Genomic DNA, 16,032 nt, shown 5'->3' with positions numbered 1-16,032 from the left:
AACTTACCTCGCATGAATACTGAACTTACGCTCAACAAGCTTGAGTAGCCCGGTCGAAACGCTGGTAAAAAATAGAAAGATGAGCGCGACAGCCATGTAAAAGGTGAACGGCATTTTCGTTGTACCTGCTGCCAATGAGCTCATTCTCACCATGTCATCCAGACCAATAATGGAAACTAACGCTGTGGTCTTAAGTAACACTAACCAGTTATTACCAAATCCAGGTAATGCATGACGAATCATCTGAGGAAGTAAGATTCTTCTAAACGATAAAGCAGAACTCATCCCATAAGCTTTCGCCGCTTCTAATTCACCCTTGTCCACCGCCATGATCGCTCCGCGAAAAGTCTCCGCCATGTAGGCGCCAAAGATAAAACCAATCGTGAGTACACCAGCAATAAATGGGCTGACATCAATATAATCAGGTAAGTAAGACGTCCATTCATGGTTTGGATCACTCGAGGCAAACCACTCGTTGAGCGTTTCGTTGATGGAGTAAAGGCTGTTATTTAAAAGTATTTGTCCACCAAAGAAAATTAGCATCATTAGAACCAAATCTGGAATGCCGCGAATGACTGTGGTGTAAAGAGTGGCAATCGCCCTTGCCCATTTGTAAGGTGCTAACTTAGCTAATGCGCCAAGCATGCCTAAGACCATGGCGAGAATGAGTGAAAGCACTGCAACTTCTATTGTTACTAAAGCTCCTTTCAAAATCGAAGCTTCGTATCCTTGTAAATCTAGCATAGGTGAGTTCCTAATCCCTAAACTCAAAAAATCGACCGTTGACTACTTCTAGGAACAAGCCAACGGTCGCTTAATTACGGTTTATTCACCGTACACATCGTAGTTAAAGTATTTACCAGCAATTTCTTGGTAAACACCTTTCTCACGTAGTGAAATAATTGCTGCGTCGAGTTTCTTCGTTAGATCTTTGTCTTGTTTACGAACAGCGATACCCATACCTTCGCCAAACCATTTTGGATCGGTTAACGATGGTCCAACAAACTCATAAGCTTCGCCACCTGCTTTGTTGATCACACCCTCTTCTAGAGCAGAAGCATCACCTAAAACAGCAGCAATTCGACCATTTTCTAGATCAAGATACGCTTCATCAAAAGAGCCATAACGCACAATTTCAACATCATCGCCGTAGTTGTCAGTTAAGTACTTGTCATGTGTCGTCGCACGTTGCACGCCAATTTTGACATCTTTAAGATTATCAAAATCTAGACCCGCACCTTTCTTAGCGATAAATTTATTTGGAATTTGTGCGTACTTGCCAGTGAAATCGACTTTTTTCTTGCGCTCTTCAGTGATAGACATTGCTGCGATGATGGCATCGTACTTACGTGCAAGCAGAGAAGGAATAATACCATCCCAATCTTGAGCGACGATTTTGCACTTCACTTGCATCTCTTCACAGAGTGCATTTGCCATGTCTACGTCAAAGCCTTTTATTGAGCCATCAGTTTCTGTCCAGCTAAACGGAGGGTAAGCACCTTCGATACCAAAGCGAACTGTTTTCCATTCTTTCGCTTGGGCAACACCTGATACTGCCGTTGCAGCAATCGTTGCTGCTAATAACCACTTTTTCATTTCCATACTCCTGTGATTGCTATTTTATTTCGTTTTGTTTGTTGTGTTGGCTTAGGAGGCAATAGTCTGCCGCCTAACAAATATTAGTAAATGGATGAGATAAACTGCTGTAATCGTTCTGAATCCGGGTTTGTAAATAGCTTAGCTGGATTTCCCTGTTCTTCCACTAAGCCTTGATGTAAAAACATCACATGGTTTGATACGTCACGCGCAAACGCCATTTCGTGCGTGACCACCAGCATAGTTCGCCCTTCATCTGCCAAATCTCTCATTACCCCCAGAACTTCTCCTACAAGTTCTGGGTCAAGCGCAGAAGTTGGCTCGTCAAACAACATCACCTCTGGGTCAACTGCTAGCGCACGGGCAATAGCTGCACGTTGCTGCTGGCCGCCAGATAAGTGCCCAGGGTAATAATCCTTACGCTCATACAAGCCTACTTTCTTAAGCAAGACTTCTGCATTTTCAATCGCTTGAGCTTTTGGCACGCCTAAGACATGAACAGGCGCCTCAATCACGTTTTCTAGTACGGTTAGGTGAGACCAGAGGTTGAAACCTTGGAAAACCATTGCCAGGCGTGAGCGAATACGTTGGACTTGCTTTTCATTAGCAGGAACAGATTCACCTGCTCTGTTGTTCTTCATTTGGATTAATTCACCATTTACCCAAATTTCGCCCGCGGTAGGCGTTTCTAGCAAGTTGATACATCTGAGAAAGGTACTCTTACCTGAGCCGGAAGAGCCAATGATGGAGATAACATCTCCTTTGTGCGCGGCAAGTGAAATGCCTTTTAAAACTTCATTTTGTCCAAATGTTTTGTGCAGGTCTTTTATATCTAGCGCTGGTACATCATTCATGCGCCCTACTCCCTGTGTTTTTGTCACTGCAATTAAGGGACTCCGCCCTCTCTAATTTGGAACAAATTAGCACCGCCCTTTGAAACTTGCAACAAATTATTAACCTAAATAATTCGAATAGAAAGATACTATAGACAAATTAATATGCAATATATAGCAACATATTCTTCAAAAGTTGAATATTAAATATAAAAAAGCCCCTTTCAAAGGGGCTTAATTAATTTACAAAAGTGTTAAGACGCTACTTAACCAATACCATAAAATCAGATTTCTGAGCATTCGTATTGACCTTCTCAGAATCAACTTCACTGATCACAAGACCATCGTGATCCACTTTAAGATCGGTCACATCACCATGAGAGAAAAGAGAAACAAAGTCATAGCTATTTAGGTTTGCTTCAGCAGACTCCACGACAATAGATTGTGAGAAATCACTTTTAGAAGAAACTTTCAAATCTTGCTTCACACTGTCATCGAATGTGTAGTAGAACAACTCCGGAACAACGACATCACTCTCTAAAGTTGTAAATATCTTGTGTGTTACTCGGTGTAGTGTTCCAGAGTTAGACTCTGCACGATATGCAAGGCGGCTAAAGCCTTTATCTTGGTCAGTGAAAGCAAAACCAGTATCAATAGTTGAGCCTCTCACCACATGCGACGCAGGCAGAGCATTTAGGTTGTAGTAAGCGCTTGGATCAATTGAGATATCCCAATTTGCGTCCTGATACATCTTTTGGTTCAGCACTACCGTCCAACCATTGATAGGTTTTTCAGCTGCAACACTGTAAGTCCAAGTTTCCGTTTTTGGCTCAAGCGGGTGGTAGAACTTCGTCGTTGACATAGGTAGCTCTGCAACTTCGTAGTTGTAATCACCAACAAGTACACTGATGTCTAAAGTGTCATATTTAAAAAGTGTTGGGTTCAAGATTGGAGAAGAGCCATTCATGCCAACCAACGGCAATGGTGATTCACTCGACCAATCGCGAATACCATACTGGTGCAGTTCTGTTTTCGCTGCGTCTGCATATTGTAGCACGACTGTCGACTCCATCTTCGAACCAATTGCTCTTACATCCAAAGAATCAATAGAATAGGTAGGCTTAGACTCTTTCGCAATTTTAGATATGAAGTTGTACTCTAAGCCACCAGCCTCCGTTGCTTCATATTTAAGGTCAGTTCGGGTAGCCTTACGGAAGTTGCCATTTTTATTGCAAGCAGACACCGCCTCTCGATTCATTGAGAACGTTGAGTTTCTAAGGTTATTGTCCTTTAAAAAATCTCGACCGAAGCTGTTTGCCGTAAATACTGTTCCAGAAGCATCAAGCAACTGATAAGTAAAATAGCCGTCCTCAGGAATGTCTTCTAGAACAAATTTCAAAGTAGTGCCTGATGGGTAGATAAAGTCGCCTTGACGGACACCATTCTTGTCTGAATAGAAACCGACGACCTTACCTCCTGTTAGCTGTGCACTTACGGCTGGTTGATAGGTCAATACCTGCTCGATGCCGTTGCCATCTACTCTTCGGTCGTAAATAGTACAGCTGTCTTTTTGTGCATTTGTTTCACTAATGACATTTGGAGCTGCAAAAGTAAAAGTGAATGTAGTTCTTGGTGTGGAACCACCGCCACCGCCGCCACCGCCGCCGCAACCGACCATTAACCCTGAGATGATTGCCACTAGTGGCAGTACTTTAAGCTGTTTCATGTCTTTTTCCTAAACTGAGCGGCAATGATTAGCCAAAAAATTGTCTTTGCTCTGTCCAAAGCAAGAATAAAGCCAGCTTTATATAATCACCGTGAATATTGACATTTAATCTGCATCTCGTGCAAAAGGAAAAAAAGTTCTAATTTTATGCAACTTGTGTAATGAAATTACACAAGATCTCCGCATCTCATTCGCATGCCAGAAACTTTCTGTAGTTTTATTTCACAACCATTCTTAAAGTGATCTAAATCAATCACCCTAAATGGCTATCTTGCTAGACTCCTGCCAAAAGATGAGGCTTTTTTTGCGCTTCAACACAATAAGTTATTAGCTATGCTTAGGCACAGTATCGACGTGTAACAAATCTAACAATAGCTAGCATAAGCGTGCCGCAGGATGCGGATTAACACAATTGAATGAAGAATTCATAACTTTTAAATATATGAGGAATCTATGTCAGACGCAGTTAACAAAACGCACTCTGATTCAGATATCGAGACCAAGAGCTACCGTGAGCTTCATCGTCCAGCATCTGAGTTCGCAAGCCGTTCAGACTACCTAGACCACGAACTACAAATCATGAAGCCACGTCGTTTTGGCTTGAACTTGCCAGGTCGTGACTTCCGCTTTGAGCTTGAAGACCTTGTTCCAGCACTTGCTGGTACTATCGGTATTATCGCAATGTACTCTGCGGTAATGATGTCTTGGGCTGAAGGTCTTACTGCAGCATGGGACCACGTAAACTTAGGCAAGGACTTTGCTATCGAAGTTGCGCGTGTAGAAATGCTCATCCCTGCACTTCTTTTCTGTGTACTTGCCTCTGGTTTTATTAACCCTAAAGCCAACCTAGCAGGCAACCACGGCCCAATGATCCCTCTTATTGGTACCATCGCTCTTGCTGGTGCTCACCCTCTTGCATTAGCAATTCTCATTGGTGTGTTTGGTTTGATTTTGAGCCTCTTAAAAGGTGGGTCAAAACTGGTTAACCTCACCTCTGAAGGTACGGCTGGTGGCCTTCTTATTTTCCTAGGTTTAACCGGAACCATGAGCCAAATTAACTCTATTCAAGCTTGGGCTGTTGGTTTGCAATCCGATACGGTTGCCGCTGGTAGCATGGGTTACATCGGTCTAATTGTTCTTGCGGTTACCATTGGCTTATACGCGTTCCTTGCTAAAGTGAACAAACGCTGGCTAGCGATCCCTGTTTGTGCCTTCACTGGGCTTGCAATCGCACTTGCTCTTGGCGCAGGCTTCGATATTAAATTCGTAACCGAGACAGGCCTTCCAAACCTAAATCCAATCTACTGGTGGGGTTCAACAGAAGAAGGTTGGATGCTTGGTCTTCCTAATATGGAACACTTCATCGCTTCACTACCATTCGCCATACTTGCGGTAGCAATGTGGTCACCTGACTTCTTGGGTCACCGTATCTTCCAAGAGATGAACTACCCACGTAAGAGTGAGAAAGTGCTGATGGACGTTGATGACACAATGACAATGTGTTCCGTTCGCCAAATGGTCGGTACTGCAGTGGGTGGTGGTAACATCACATCATCTTGGGGGACTTACATGATCCCTGCTGCAATCGCGAAACGCCCTATTCCTGCTGGCGCCATCTTACTAGGCTCTCTATGTATTATTGTTGCAATCCTTGGTTTTCCTATGGACGTTGCAGTATGGCCTCCAGTTATGCGCGTTGCTCTTCTCGTTGGTGTATCTCTACCACTGCTTGAAGCTGGCATGCAGATGGTGAAGGACTCGAAAGACTCACAAGCAGCAGGTATCTGTATCTTTGGTTCTGCCGTTGTTAACCCAGTTCTAGCTTGGGCACTAACTATGCTTTTAGATAACAACGGTTTAATTGGAGATAAAGAGCGCGCGTCTCGCCTATCATTTGTAGACAAGATTGTGATCCCAGTAAGCGTACTTGTTATCTGTTTAGTTGCTATGCTTGCAGTTGGTATGCTTGAAGGCCAGTATGGCATCCAAGCTTGGCTATAAGCTAGCAGTCCAGAAATTTGTGGGTAGCGCTCGTCGCTACCCCATTTTTATCGAGATTTTTGAGGATTTATTGATTTAGTTTAAGGTTTGCAAAAAAATTTTAGTTTAACCTCTAACTGTTGCTTAAAAAGAGAAACGTTAAAACTAGTGACAATATTTATAGTTTTGTAAATCGAATACGTAAATTTAAGACTATAAATATTGTTATTCATAAGAGTGTACTGTTCCCCTCTTTTATCTGGGGATAGCTGGCTCAACGGCGAAGCAGTACGTATTTTTTTCTACTAAAAAGGTAGGTATGTCATGGCAGAGCAATTTGCTAAAGCTTGGGAAGGTTTTGCTGCAGGCGACTGGCAAAACGAAGTAAACGTTCGTGATTTCATTCAGAAGAACTACACTCCGTACGAAGGCGACGAATCTTTCCTAGTTTCTGAAGGTACTGAAGCGACTAACAAGCTTTGGGCTAAGGTAATGGAAGGCATCAAACAAGAGAACGCGACTCACGCTCCTGTTGATTTTGATACTTCAGTTATCTCTACCATCACTGCTCACGATGCAGGCTACATCGAAAAAGACCTAGAAACTATCGTAGGTCTTCAAACTGACGCTCCTCTAAAACGTGCGATCATCCCTAACGGTGGTATCCGCATGGTTGAAGGTTCATGCAAAGCCTACGACCGCGAGCTAGACCCACAAGTTAAAAAAATCTACACAGAATACCGTAAAACTCACAACCAAGGCGTTTTCGATATCTACACTCCTCAAATCATGGCGTGTCGTAAATCTGGCGTACTGACTGGTCTTCCAGATGCATACGGTCGTGGTCGTATCATCGGTGACTACCGTCGTGTTGCTCTATACGGTATTGACTTCCTAATGAAGGATAAATTCGCGCAGTTCTCTTCTCTACAAGAGCGTTTTGAGAACGGCGAAGACCTACAAATGACAATGCAGCTTCGTGAAGAGATCGCAGAGCAACACCGTGCTCTAGGTCAAATCAAAGAAATGGCTGCAAAATACGGTTGTGATATTTCTCGTCCTGCTGAAACTGCGCAAGAAGCTATTCAGTGGACTTACTTCGGTTACCTAGCTGCTGTTAAGTCTCAAAACGGTGCGGCTATGTCTCTAGGTCGTACTTCTACGTTCCTAGACATCTTCATCGAACGTGATATCGCGGCTGGTAAGCTAACTGAAGAACAAGCTCAGGAAATGATCGACCACTTCGTAATGAAACTACGTATGGTTCGTTTCCTACGTACTCCTGAGTACGATGATCTATTCTCTGGCGACCCTATCTGGGCAACTGAGTCTATGGGTGGTATGGGTCTTGACGGTCGTACGCTAGTTACTCGTACAAACTTCCGTTTCCTAAACTCACTATACACTATGGGTCCTTCTCCAGAGCCAAACATCACTGTTCTTTGGTCTGAGCAACTACCTGAAGGCTTCAAGAAGTTCTGTGCGAAAGTATCTATCGATACTTCTTCTATTCAGTACGAAAATGACGACCTAATGCGTCCAGACATGAACTCTGACGACTACGCGATCGCATGTTGTGTATCCCCAATGGTTGTTGGTAAGCAAATGCAGTTCTTCGGTGCTCGTGCGAACCTTGCGAAAACAATGCTTTACACCATCAACGGTGGTGTGGATGAGAAGCTAAAAATCCAAGTTGGCCCGCAAATGCCTAAGATCGAAGGCGATGTTCTTAACTACGATGAACTGTGGGAGAAAATGGACCACTTCATGGATTGGCTAGCGAAACAATATGTGACTGCACTAAACGCTATCCACTTCATGCACGATAAGTACAGCTACGAAGCGGCACTAATGGCTCTACACGACCGTGACGTTAAACGTACTATGGCTTGTGGTATTGCTGGTCTATCTGTTGCGGCTGACTCACTATCTGCAATTAAATACGCAAAAGTTAAGCCAATTCGTGACGAAGACGGTCTAGCAATCGACTTCGAAATCGAAGGCGATTACCCTAAATTCGGTAACAACGACCCACGCGTTGATGACATTGCATGTGAACTTGTTTCTGTATTTATGGGCAAAATCCGTAAGCTTAAGACTTACCGTGATGCAATCCCTACTCAGTCAATTCTTACTATCACTTCAAACGTGGTTTACGGTAAGAAAACTGGTAACACGCCTGATGGTCGTCGTGCTGGTGCTCCATTTGCTCCAGGTGCAAACCCAATGCACGGTCGTGACGAGAAAGGTGCTGTAGCATCACTAACTTCAGTTGCTAAACTGCCGTTTGCTGACGCACAAGATGGTATCTCTTACACATTCTCTATCGTACCTAACGCACTAGGTAAAGATGAGGGTTCACAACGCGCTAACCTTGCTGGTCTGATGGATGGTTACTTCCACCACGAAGCGGGTATCGAAGGTGGCCAACACCTAAACGTGAACGTTCTTAACCGTGAAACTCTAGAAGACGCAGTTAAGCACCCAGAGAAATACCCTCAGCTAACAATCCGTGTATCTGGTTACGCTGTTCGCTTCAACTCTCTAACTGCAGAGCAACAAGCTGACGTAATCGCACGTACATTCACTGAGTCTCTATAAGACTATAGCGAAATAACGTTCTAGTAATACAACAAAGGCTGATGCTAAGTAGCATCAGCCTTTTTTTATTTCTTGAATGAAAGTTGTGATATCGCGAAAGACTTTTGCCCGCATTCTTACGTATGATGCGAAAAAAGTTAGCAAATAAAGTCTATGAGATTTAGTAAATTAATTATTCTTACCCTTCTTTCTCCAGTTGCAATAGCATCCACTAAGTCTACGGTTTCTTTTACCATCGACAACGATGGTATTTTTGGCGTCGATCAAGACTATACGAATGGTGTTTTCCTTTCTTACGCGACAGACCAACTGACACAAGAAAGCCAATGGAAATGGCTGAGTCTAGCTAACTCAGAGCACGCCAATATCGATAAAATAGAGTTGGTTCTTGGCCACAAAATGTGGACTCCAAGCGACATTGAAGCCGATTATCCACTAATCAATGATCGCCCATATGCCGGTTACCTACACACCGAAATCAACTACCTTTCCCTAACGAGTGACAAAGCTGTACGGTACAATTTCACCATAGGAGCTACGGGTGAAAGTTCGCTATCAGAAAAGGCGCAAGAAATCGTTCACGGCATAACAGGATCGACGGACCCTCAAGGTTGGGATTACCAGATTGAAGATAAAGTTGCGTTCAGCCTTGGTTACCGCGTATTTAACAAATTGATGCGCAGCGAAGAACAAAAAACACAATGGGAGATCACCAACATCAACGACATCAATGCGGGTAACTTCCGTAGTGATGTCTCTCAAGGCGTCATGTTTCGTTGGGGTACAAACCTAGCGAATAGCATCGGAGCAGCCAATATCAGTGTCGAAAGCCCTTTCTCAGCAAGTATGATCGCTCAGAACACGTCGAGTTGGTTCTTGTTCACCGGGTTTGAAGGTCGTTACCGCTTTAATGACATGACTATCGAAGGAGATCGTCCTGGCATTCCTGAACCGTCAGCGCCATACGACGTCACACTGCAAAATTGGCAAGCAAGTGCCGTCGCGGGGGTATCTTGGTACAACCAAAATTACGGTGCAAGCATCACCTTTACGATTAAAACACCGGATTATGAAGAAGCCCAAACCGATGTTTATGGGACAGGCTCGTTCTCCGTGTTCGCCTTTTTCTAAAAACTGGATTATCCCAGCATCGAAGTCAATCTAGATACACGGCAAGTTCTCGGGGTAGGTATTAACCACCTCGTGTTCAAGCGTTTATGTAGATTGGCTCCATCTATTTTCTTTCTTCAAATAACCTTGCCTTTAGTACCGACAAAGCTGTTTTAACCCTGCTTTTTGTAATAAAATAACAGCTAGAATTTACTAGTAATGAGAGCAAAAGATGTCAACAGCTGGTCGTATTCACTCATTTGAGTCATGTGGTACCGTAGACGGACCTGGTATTCGATTTATCGTCTTCTTGCAAGGTTGTTTAATGCGCTGTAAGTATTGCCATAACCGCGATACTTGGGACACGCATGATGGCAAAGAAGTCACGGTTGAAGAAATCATTTCCGAAGCGAAAAGTTACCGCCACTTCATGAATGCATCAGGCGGTGGCGTTACTTGTTCTGGCGGCGAAGCGATGCTTCAACCGGAATTCGTACGTGATTTTTTCCGCGCTGCTAAAGCCGAAGGCATTCATACATGTCTAGATACTAACGGTTATGTTCGTAAGCACACTGATGTTATCGATGAAGTACTGGATGCAACAGACTTAGTCATGCTTGACATCAAACACATGAAAGACGAAGTGCACCAAGATCTCATTGGTGTATCCAACCGACGCACATTGGACTTTGCTCGTTACTTGCAAAAAATCGGAAAGAAAACATGGATTCGCTATGTCGTCGTGCCTGGTTACACAGATGACCCAGAAGCAGCACACATGCTTGGTGAATTTATTAAAGACATGGATAACATCGAAAAGGTCGAGTTACTTCCTTACCACAAATTAGGGGCTCATAAGTGGGAAGCGTTAGGCTTAGAATACCCACTCGAAGGCGTAAACCCGCCACCGAAAGAAACCATGGATGAAATTCAATCCATTCTTGCTCAATACAACGATAACGTAAAATACTAAGTGAACCGCAAGACTAACCTCTTTAAAATACCAGCTTATTGCTGGTATTTTTTTGATTATATCTAAGCCTTATCAGTGAGTTTCTCTGCGGTCATTTAGGTATAAAAAGAACGATAGAAATGATTGCGTCATGTTCGCATAGGAAGGAAGTAACATGGATTTGTTTAACTTAGGCTCTCTTGTTGTCTCAATTTGGATAGTAGTAGTCTACTGCCTACCAGATTGGAAAAAAGTCGTTTGGCCCAAACTGGAAAAAGAAAAAGGATTTCAGCACCTCGTTTTTGCAACGCTCTTCTTTTTCAGTATTTTATGGACAGCTCAAGCAGGTGTAAAAGAAGGATTACAGATTCATTTTCTTGCACTAACAACGCTGACGATGATGTATGGTTGGCGCATGGCATTTCTACTCAGCATTCCCGCTATGTTGGTCAACCACCTACTACATGATGTGTCCTTGCTACTCTTACCCACGTCGTTAGTTCTATCTGCCCTAATTCCGATTTTCATTAGTTACTTAGTGTTTCTTCTGAGTTACCACTACTTGCCACGAAACATTTTTGTTTTCATCTTCGTTGCTGGATTTTTCAATGGCGCGATAACAGGAAGTCTGCACCTCATCATTAACTCTTTTTATCACCTATCAGTTGGTCACTACGATTGGGAAACCATTCAACATAACTACTTTGTTTTTGTGCCGTTGCTCGCCTTTCCAGAAGGTCTATTAAATGGTATGGCACTGGCGGTTTTAACCGTATTCAAGCCAGAGTGGCTGAGAGTATTTTCAGACCGAGACTACATATACAATCATTACCATAAATAAGTGTTTTCAAACTGGTCAAAAGTGACAGTTCTTGCCATTTTTTAGTATTAAATATGTGTTGAGATCATGTTTCACTCATGTCTTAAGCGTTAACCTAAGCACATTAAAAATGTATTAGATATCTAGTGAGGTCACCATGGAAATGTCAAACGCTCAACGTTTGATTCTATCAAACCAATACAACCTTATGTCTCAACTTGATCCAAGTAATGCGGCCAAATACAAACGCTTACAAACGATCGTTGAACGTGGTTATGAACTACAAATGCGAGAGTTGAACAAAGATTTCGGCTGCCTCTCAGAAGCAGAGTGTCGTGAGATCATCGACGTTATGGAGATGTATCATGCGATGCAAGAATCTTACAACATGCTAGACGATGAAGATCGCAGCAACGTAGATCAGCGCCGCTTGAAGTTCTTGGGATTTGATATTGCTTCAGAAGCGCAACAAGTACATTACGTACGTTTTCTCATCGATTCTGAAGGTTTGTACCCTCAGTTTGACAAGGCAGATCATCACTTTAACAGCCAAATGCCGATGCTAGATAAATACCGCCGTATGCTGCAAACTTGGCGTAACTGCCCTCGTCAGTATCATTTATGTGAAAACGAACTAGCGCAAATCTTCAGCGCATAAAATGGTCGTCTAAGAATGAGGAGAGCGCCCGCTCTCCTTGTTATTTACCCTGTCACAAACTTATCTAAGACTTTGCTCTCTTCCTACCTCTTTCACTTACCTTGCTCAATGTAGAACAACGAATCACTGAGACTCTTCTGTCTTTGCCAAATATTTGATTTCTATTGCACCTATTCACGACATAAATTCGTCCTTAATAAAAGAGTGATTCAAATGTCACTTTTACAATAAATTCATAATTGTTAAGCAAAATTGCAAATCCCCGACTAGGCTTAAGTAGAGAAAGGCTGTGATTGAAAAATTCATATCCACCGCTCACCGTTGTAACGAAAAAACCGTCCATAAAGCAAAGTCTTTGGTGTCGCCAATCTTACATTCTGTACGAACCAAATGTGATAACAGGACGTATATTCAAACAACAACGAGCATAACTGTTGGTGGAAAGCCTGAATCAACGTTCGTCGGTAGACTGACTATTAAAGGGGAAAGCGACATGAGTATTTTCGACCACTATCAATCAAGATATGAAGCTGCAAAAGATGAAGAGATGTCGTTACAGGAGTTTTTAGCCCTGTGTAAAGATGACAAAAGCGCTTATGCTAATGCAGCAGAACGCCTACTGATGGCGATTGGTGAACCAGAGATAATCGATACGGCAAAGGATCCGAGACTAAGCCGAATCTTCTCGAATCGTGTTATCTCTCGTTATGAAACCTTTAAAGACTTTTATGGCATGGAAGATGCCATAGAACAAATTGTGTCTTACCTAAAACATGCGGCGCAAGGCTTAGAAGAGCGTAAGCAGATTCTTTACTTACTCGGCCCTGTAGGTGGCGGTAAGTCTTCGCTTGCAGAAAAGCTTAAGGCTCTGATGGAACAGATGCCTATTTATGTTCTTACTGCTAACGGCGAACGCAGCCCAGTGAATGACCATCCGTTCTGCCTATTCAAAGCCACAGAAGATGGCGATATTTTGAAAAAAGAATATGGCATCGAGCACCGTTATCTTCGCTCGATAATGTCTCCTTGGGCCGCTAAACGTCTTCACGAGTTTGGTGGTGATATCACCAAATTTAAAGTAGTGAAAGTACGCCCTTCTATCCTTGACCAAATCGGTATTGCCAAAACTGAACCAGGCGATGAAAACAACCAAGATATCTCATCATTGGTTGGTAAAGTCGATATTCGTAAGCTTGAACACTATTCGCAAGACGATCCAGACGCTTACAGCTACTCCGGTGCGCTGTGTAAAGCAAACCAAGGTTTAATGGAATTCGTTGAGATGTTCAAAGCACCAATCAAAGTGCTTCACCCGCTGTTAACAGCAACGCAAGAAGGCAACTTCAACGGCACAGAAGGCCTTTCTGCGATTCCATTCGACGGTATGATTCTGGCTCACTCAAACGAATCTGAGTGGCAGACCTTCCGTAACAACAAGAACAATGAAGCGTTCTTGGACCGTGTTTATATTGTGAAAGTACCTTACTGTCTACGTGTTTCAGAAGAAGTCAAAATCTACCAAAAACTTCTTGAAAACAGTGAGTTGTCTCAAGCCCCTTGTTCACCAAGCACGCTCGAGACTCTGGCACAATTCAGTATTCTTTCTCGACTTAAAGAGCCTGAGAACTCGTCCATCTTCTCTAAGATGCGCGTATACGACGGTGAAACGCTGAAAGATACGGATCCAAAGGCAAAAAGCTATCAAGAGTATCGTGATTATGCTGGTGTCGATGAAGGCATGAACGGTCTCTCAACACGTTTTGCCTTTAAGATTTTGTCACGCGTATTTAACTTCGACCAAACCGAAGTGGCAGCCAACCCTGTACATCTATTCTATGTGATTGAACAACAGGTTGAGCGCGAACAGTTCCCTGCTGAAACAGCAGAGAAATATCTCGAGTTCTTGAAAGGCTACCTAGTACCTCGATACGTTGAATTTATCGGTAAAGAGATTCAGACCGCTTATCTTGAGTCTTACTCTGAATACGGCCAAAACATCTTCGATCGATATGTCACCTATGCAGACTTCTGGATTCAAGATCAAGAGTACCGAGATCCAGAAACTGGTCAGCTATTTGATCGCTCTTCACTGAATGCTGAGCTAGAGAAGATCGAAAAAACAGCTGGTATTTCTAACCCGAAAGATTTCCGAAACGAAATCGTTAACTTTGTGCTTCGTGCGAAAGCGAATAACAATGGTCAAAACCCGGTTTGGACCAGCTACGAAAAACTGCGCACAGTAATCGAGAAGAAAATGTTCTCCAATACCGAAGAGCTACTTCCGGTTATCTCATTTAATGCGAAAACCTCTTCTGAAGATCAGAAGAAGCACGACGACTTTGTCGCTCGCATGATGGAAAAAGGCTATACCGAGAAACAGGTTCGCCTACTTTCTGAGTGGTACCTACGAGTACGTAAGTCATCCTAACCCAGTATTGAGTTAGGTCGCTTGTGAAACATGAAGAGGGCTATTTCATGGCGCAATTTATAGACCGAAGGCTCAATGGCAAGAACAAGAGCGCTGTTAATCGACAGCGCTTCTTGAAGCGCCACAAAGAGCAAATAAAAGAGTCGGTAGCAGACGCAGTGAATCGACGCTCGATTACGAATACGGAAACGGGCGAAGACGTCTCTATCCCTCACAAAGACATCAATGAGCCTATATTTCATCAAGGCAAAGGTGGTGTTCGCGAACGAGTTCATCCCGGTAACGACCAATTCATTACTGGTGATAAGATTGAGCGTCCCAAAGGTGGCGGTCAAGGTAGCGGCTCTGGAGAAGGGAACGCCAGTCCAGATGGAGAAGGCCAAGACGAATTTGTATTCCAAATATCAAAAGATGAGTACCTCGATATTTTGTTCGAAGATCTCGAGCTGCCTAATCTAGAAAAAAACCAAATTGCCAAAATCACAGAATGGAAAACGCACCGTGCAGGCTTTCAAACTGCCGGTATCCCTTCCAATATCGCCGTAGTACGTTCTCTGCAACAATCTCTTGCGCGCCGTACTGCAATGACTGCTGGTAAGAAACGACTTCTTAAAGAGTTAGAAGACGAACTTGCTCGCATCAAAAATATTGAACCTGCTCAGCAGTTTGAAGAGAACCGCTTGAAGGCTGAAATTGAAGAACTGCGCAAGAAAATCGAAAGCGTGCCGTTCATCGATACCTTCGACTTACGCTTCAAGAACTATGAGAAACGCCCGGTACCATCAAGCCAAGCGGTCATGTTCTGTCTAATGGACGTATCCGGTTCGATGGACCAGGCAACGAAAGACATCGCAAAACGCTTCTATGTTCTTTTGTACTTGTTCTTAACTCGTACCTACGAGAATGTCGAAGTCGTCTTTATCCGCCACCATACCCAAGCGAAGGAAGTGGACGAGCACGAATTTTTCTATTCACAAGAAACCGGGGGTACCATTGTATCTAGCGCGCTCAAGTTAATGGATGAAATAGTAAAAGAGCGATACCCGATTGGTCAGTGGAACATATATGCAGCTCAAGCATCCGACGGTGACAACTGGGCAGATGATTCGCCAAGATGCCGGGATCTGTTAGTGAACAAATTACTTCCAAACTGTCAGTACTACTCTTACATAGAGATCACGCGGCGCTCGCACCAAACTCTATGGCATGAGTACGAAAAACTCACTGAAGAGTTTCCTAATTTCGCAATGAAAAACATTCGCTCTGTGGAGGATATTTTCCCAGTCTTTCGTGAACTATTCCAAAAAGAAACGGCGTAAGGAGGCTAG

The 16,032-nt window shown here is 43.4% G+C and carries 12 protein-coding genes; 8 read left to right on the top strand and 4 right to left on the bottom strand.

The annotated features are described in order from the left end of the window. Window positions 1-3: 3 nt before the first annotated feature. The 4 genes from IJ23_RS00265 to IJ23_RS00250 form a co-directional block, all read right to left on the bottom strand. The gene (locus IJ23_RS00265) at window positions 4-744 is read right to left on the bottom strand and encodes an ABC transporter permease (RefSeq protein WP_005378436.1); all 741 of its coding nucleotides are present in this window, start codon (window positions 742-744) and stop codon (window positions 4-6) included. 81 nt (window positions 745-825) lie between these two features. Next, entirely contained in the window at window positions 826-1,596 is a 771-nt protein-coding gene (locus IJ23_RS00260; protein WP_005378437.1) for an ABC transporter substrate-binding protein, read from the bottom strand. 83 nt (window positions 1,597-1,679) lie between these two features. Beyond that, entirely contained in the window at window positions 1,680-2,450 is a 771-nt protein-coding gene (locus IJ23_RS00255) for an ABC transporter ATP-binding protein (protein WP_005378438.1), read from the bottom strand. Window positions 2,451-2,691: 241 nt separating this feature from the next. Further along, complete coding sequence (locus IJ23_RS00250) at window positions 2,692-4,155, bottom strand: hypothetical protein (protein ID WP_033905046.1); 1,464 nt, start codon at window positions 4,153-4,155, stop codon at window positions 2,692-2,694. Window positions 4,156-4,608: 453 nt separating this feature from the next. Between IJ23_RS00250 and IJ23_RS00245 the strand changes: the two genes are divergently transcribed. The 8 genes from IJ23_RS00245 to IJ23_RS00210 all read left to right on the top strand — a co-directional run bounded on the left by IJ23_RS00245 (window position 4,609) and on the right by IJ23_RS00210 (window position 16,023). Continuing rightward, window positions 4,609-6,156: a DUF3360 family protein gene (locus IJ23_RS00245; RefSeq protein ID WP_005378441.1), complete on the top strand. Its 1,548-nt coding sequence runs from the start codon at window positions 4,609-4,611 to the stop codon at window positions 6,154-6,156. Window positions 6,157-6,459: 303 nt separating this feature from the next. After that, entirely contained in the window at window positions 6,460-8,736 is a 2,277-nt protein-coding gene (pflB, locus tag IJ23_RS00240; protein ID WP_005378442.1) for a formate C-acetyltransferase, read from the top strand. A 153-nt stretch (window positions 8,737-8,889) separates the two neighbouring features. After that, a complete protein-coding gene (locus IJ23_RS00235) occupies window positions 8,890-9,867 on the top strand; it encodes a lipid A deacylase LpxR family protein (protein WP_005387855.1) in 978 nt (325 codons plus the stop codon). Window positions 9,868-10,078: 211 nt separating this feature from the next. After that, on the top strand, window positions 10,079-10,819 hold the full coding sequence (gene pflA, locus IJ23_RS00230) for a pyruvate formate lyase 1-activating protein (protein WP_005378444.1): 741 nt from the start codon (window positions 10,079-10,081) through the stop codon (window positions 10,817-10,819). 154 nt (window positions 10,820-10,973) lie between these two features. Beyond that, window positions 10,974-11,639: an energy-coupling factor ABC transporter permease gene (locus tag IJ23_RS00225; protein ID WP_005378445.1), complete on the top strand. Its 666-nt coding sequence runs from the start codon at window positions 10,974-10,976 to the stop codon at window positions 11,637-11,639. A gap of 136 nt (window positions 11,640-11,775) precedes the next feature. Continuing rightward, window positions 11,776-12,276: a YfbU family protein gene (locus IJ23_RS00220; protein WP_005378446.1), complete on the top strand. Its 501-nt coding sequence runs from the start codon at window positions 11,776-11,778 to the stop codon at window positions 12,274-12,276. 493 nt (window positions 12,277-12,769) lie between these two features. Continuing rightward, the gene (locus IJ23_RS00215; protein WP_005378447.1) at window positions 12,770-14,704 is read left to right on the top strand and encodes a PrkA family serine protein kinase; all 1,935 of its coding nucleotides are present in this window, start codon (window positions 12,770-12,772) and stop codon (window positions 14,702-14,704) included. A gap of 47 nt (window positions 14,705-14,751) precedes the next feature. Next, entirely contained in the window at window positions 14,752-16,023 is a 1,272-nt protein-coding gene (locus tag IJ23_RS00210; protein WP_005378448.1) for a YeaH/YhbH family protein, read from the top strand. Window positions 16,024-16,032 lie beyond the last annotated feature (9 nt).

The organism is Vibrio sp. OY15 (assembly GCF_000742455.1).
Taxonomy (GTDB): domain Bacteria; phylum Pseudomonadota; class Gammaproteobacteria; order Enterobacterales; family Vibrionaceae; genus Vibrio; species Vibrio alginolyticus.
This window is presented reverse-complemented; position numbering and strand designations above follow the sequence as displayed.

What these genes read in the sequence shown, in the direction of transcription:
- IJ23_RS00265 (WP_005378436.1), bottom strand. Translation starts at nt 744, where the DNA reads ATGCTAGATTTACAAGGATACGAAGCTTCGATTTTGAAAGGAGCTTTA.
- IJ23_RS00260 (WP_005378437.1), bottom strand. Translation starts at nt 1,596, where the DNA reads ATGAAAAAGTGGTTATTAGCAGCAACGATTGCTGCAACGGCAGTATCA.
- IJ23_RS00255 (WP_005378438.1), bottom strand. Translation starts at nt 2,450, where the DNA reads ATGAATGATGTACCAGCGCTAGATATAAAAGACCTGCACAAAACATTT.
- IJ23_RS00250 (WP_033905046.1), bottom strand. Translation starts at nt 4,155, where the DNA reads ATGAAACAGCTTAAAGTACTGCCACTAGTGGCAATCATCTCAGGGTTA.
- IJ23_RS00245 (WP_005378441.1), top strand. Translation starts at nt 4,609, where the DNA reads ATGTCAGACGCAGTTAACAAAACGCACTCTGATTCAGATATCGAGACC.
- pflB (WP_005378442.1), top strand. Translation starts at nt 6,460, where the DNA reads ATGGCAGAGCAATTTGCTAAAGCTTGGGAAGGTTTTGCTGCAGGCGAC.
- IJ23_RS00235 (WP_005387855.1), top strand. Translation starts at nt 8,890, where the DNA reads ATGAGATTTAGTAAATTAATTATTCTTACCCTTCTTTCTCCAGTTGCA.
- pflA (WP_005378444.1), top strand. Translation starts at nt 10,079, where the DNA reads ATGTCAACAGCTGGTCGTATTCACTCATTTGAGTCATGTGGTACCGTA.
- IJ23_RS00225 (WP_005378445.1), top strand. Translation starts at nt 10,974, where the DNA reads ATGGATTTGTTTAACTTAGGCTCTCTTGTTGTCTCAATTTGGATAGTA.
- IJ23_RS00220 (WP_005378446.1), top strand. Translation starts at nt 11,776, where the DNA reads ATGGAAATGTCAAACGCTCAACGTTTGATTCTATCAAACCAATACAAC.
- IJ23_RS00215 (WP_005378447.1), top strand. Translation starts at nt 12,770, where the DNA reads ATGAGTATTTTCGACCACTATCAATCAAGATATGAAGCTGCAAAAGAT.
- IJ23_RS00210 (WP_005378448.1), top strand. Translation starts at nt 14,752, where the DNA reads ATGGCGCAATTTATAGACCGAAGGCTCAATGGCAAGAACAAGAGCGCT.